General features: G+C 57.9%; 3 protein-coding genes and 1 tRNA gene. 1 reads left to right on the forward strand and 3 read right to left on the reverse strand.

Going from position 1 to position 2,633, the window contains the following annotated elements; genetic code table 11:
- Positions 1 to 414 precede the first annotated feature (414 nt).
- From QZ302_RS09720 to QZ302_RS09730, 3 genes are all read right to left on the reverse strand, one after another.
- On the reverse strand, positions 415 to 651 hold the full coding sequence (locus tag QZ302_RS09720) for a hypothetical protein (protein ID WP_294594872.1): 237 nt from the start codon (positions 649 to 651) through the stop codon (positions 415 to 417).
- A 96-nt stretch (positions 652 to 747) separates the two neighbouring features.
- A tRNA-Pro gene (locus tag QZ302_RS09725) sits at positions 748 to 825 on the reverse strand.
- A 146-nt stretch (positions 826 to 971) separates the two neighbouring features.
- Entirely contained in the window at positions 972 to 1,625 is a 654-nt protein-coding gene (locus QZ302_RS09730) for an NUDIX hydrolase (RefSeq protein ID WP_294594874.1), read from the reverse strand.
- A gap of 15 nt (positions 1,626 to 1,640) precedes the next feature.
- Between QZ302_RS09730 and pyrE the strand changes: the two genes are divergently transcribed.
- On the forward strand, positions 1,641 to 2,270 hold the full coding sequence (gene pyrE, locus QZ302_RS09735; RefSeq protein WP_294594876.1) for an orotate phosphoribosyltransferase: 630 nt from the start codon (positions 1,641 to 1,643) through the stop codon (positions 2,268 to 2,270).
- The last annotated feature ends 363 nt before the right edge of the window (positions 2,271 to 2,633 follow it).

Below are 2,633 nucleotides of genomic sequence, written 5' to 3' on the forward strand. Positions count from 1 at the left end.
CGCAGAGTCGCGCGGGCCGGACGCCTCCCACCGGGAGGCCCGCAACACGCCGCTTCGCGTTGAGAGTTGCTGTACCTCCCGGGCGTCCGACCTGCTTTGGGTTGAGATTGCCATCTTTCGCGTGCCGGGCGGCCCCGTTTATTCCGAGAGGCAGCGCAACTGAAGACCGGGGCCGCGATAGAGTGCGTCATTGGGATTGAGTCCCTTAGTATCGAAACTTAAGAACACTCCGTAAGTACCGGTAAAGGCGGAAGACCAACTGTAACCGCTGTTCCCGATCCCCCTCAGACCCCCTAATTGTCCGTAGTTTCCCGCATCGCGGAAGCCCGGGGTGCACCCTCAGGGTGTTTTATTGGCCGCCTCTACCCCAATTTGAGGCTAAGGCTACCTGGTTCACGCGCCGCTCGTCCCTGTTTATTCCGAGAGGCAACGCAACTGAAAACCGTGAGCACGATAGTACGCATTAGTGGGACTGAGATCCAGCGTGTAGAAATGCAAGTAGACACAATTGATTTCGTCCGTGGAGTACGACCAACTGTAACCGTGATTGGCACTCCCCCCGACTCCGCCCGAAAGCGCGTCGCGGAAGCCCGGGGCGCGCCCACAGGGCGTTTTACTGGCCGCCTCTACCCCAAATGCCTCTACCCTCAATCGCTCCCGTAGGCCCGCCTCACTTTTATCGATAGGCACCGCCCCCGCGAAACAAAAAAGGCTCTCATCGCAAGATGAGAGCCTTTGGGAACTTCGTGGTCGGGGTGAGAAGATTCGAACTTCCGACCTCCACGTCCCGAACGTGGCGCGCTAACCGGACTGTGCTACACCCCGAAAATTCCGGAGACAAAGGTAAGCTAAAATTCCGAACCCGCAAACAGTTTTTCGATAAAAAGCGAAAAAACGCCGCCGGGAATCTCGCAATAGCCCCTTAGACTCATGAAAATCAACACCTAAGTCCCCACAAGAAAAAGCCCCCCTCAGAACCTCTTCGCCGCCGCGAATACATCCCGAATCGTGCTGTACGTATTTTCGATGTACGAAGCCAGACTATCCGCCGCAATCCACCGAATATCCGTAATTCCCTCCTCCGTCTGCGGCCTCAGCTCCTCATTCCCGTCATTCTCCATCGCAAACCACGTCGTCCGCTTGAGCACCCACCGGTCATTCGCCTCGTAATGCGACTCATATAGATGATACGTCCTCGTCAGCAACTTACCCACCGCCAGCCCCCGAATCCCGCACTCCTCCTCCACCTCCCTCACCGCACACTCCGCCAACTCCTCCCCCCCCTCCAGCTTTCCCTTCGGCAAATCCCACCTTCCGTTCCTGAAAATCATCAACACCTCCCCCCTCGGCGACACGACCAGCCCCCCCGCCGCCTCGATCGGCAGGAACTGCGCCGCAAACTGCGCGAAGAATCGTTCATTCTCCTCCTCCGTCCTCGAAACGAACGCTACGGATTTGGCCGTTTCGAAAATTCTCTGCAAATTTGTTAATCCGAGCGTCGCCCCGCCGTCCGGCCCGAGCGTATCGGCCTGCATGACCAGCCACGACGCCTCCGCCGCCAGCGCCGCGCACTCCTCCGGCGTGCCGAACGCGACGACATTATCCGAACGATAGACCTTTTTCATAAGTAGTTAGTAGGTATGGAAACCGGCAAAAAGATTGCACAAACATTGCTGCAAATTAAGGCAATAAAACTCAGCCCTGCAAATCCGTTTACATGGGCCAGCGGGTGGCGCTCACCGATCTACTGCGACAACCGGAAGACCCTGTCCTATCCGGCCGCCCGTCGCGAGATCTACGAATCCTTCGCCTCCCTGATCACCGAGAAATATCCCCATGCCGACGTGATCGCCGGCGTGGCGACCGGAGCCATCGCCTGCGGCGTGCTGACCGCAGAAGCGCTCGGCAAACCGTTTATTTACGTCCGCTCCGCCCCTAAGGATCACGGGATGGCCAATCAAGTCGAAGGCCATTTCGAACCCGGTTCTAAAGTCGTCGTCGTGGAAGACCTCATTTCGACCGGCGGGAGCTCGTTAAAAGCCGTCGAAGCCTTGCGTTCCGCCGGGTGCGACGTACTCGGGATGGTCGCTATTTTCACCTACGGTTTTCCGACCGCCTCCTCCAACTTCGCGCAGGCCGGCGTCGAGCTGGACACCTTGTCCGACTACAACACCCTGATCGAGCTGGCGACCGAACAAGGCTACGTTCAGCCGGAAGAGGTGACCACCCTTCGCGAGTGGCGTCAGTCACCCGACACGTGGGGCAGATAAGAAACCGCCCCCTTTAATCGTTCGTTTATTGTGTCTGCGCGGATGGAACTCAAGAAGCGGCCCAAAAAAAAGACCGAGATTTGGGCTGTCGGCAGCTTGAGGATGCGAAGCATCCGTCTGAAGTTTGGCTTCGCCTTCCTCCTCGCCGCTCGGCATTTGCAAACTATGTTTGCATTGCCCTCACTGGCAGCGTCGGTTTTTCGGTTCTTTTTGTTCACAAAAAGAACAGTTCCATCCGGGGCAGTGTCCCGATCGCGCGCCGCCGCCCAAAGAAGCGATTCAACTCTTTCGGCGGTGAGCCGAAAGAGAATGAATCGCGCAGGCGCGCGACAACAGTTTCCCGCGCGCCCCGCCTAAAGGAGC

Source organism: uncultured Rikenella sp. (genome assembly GCF_910579375.1).
Taxonomy (GTDB): domain Bacteria; phylum Bacteroidota; class Bacteroidia; order Bacteroidales; family Rikenellaceae; genus Rikenella.

What these genes read in the sequence shown, in the direction of transcription:
- QZ302_RS09730 (WP_294594874.1), bottom strand. Translation starts at nt 1,625, where the DNA reads ATGAAAAAGGTCTATCGTTCGGATAATGTCGTCGCGTTCGGCACGCCG.
- pyrE (WP_294594876.1), top strand. Translation starts at nt 1,641, where the DNA reads ATGGAAACCGGCAAAAAGATTGCACAAACATTGCTGCAAATTAAGGCA.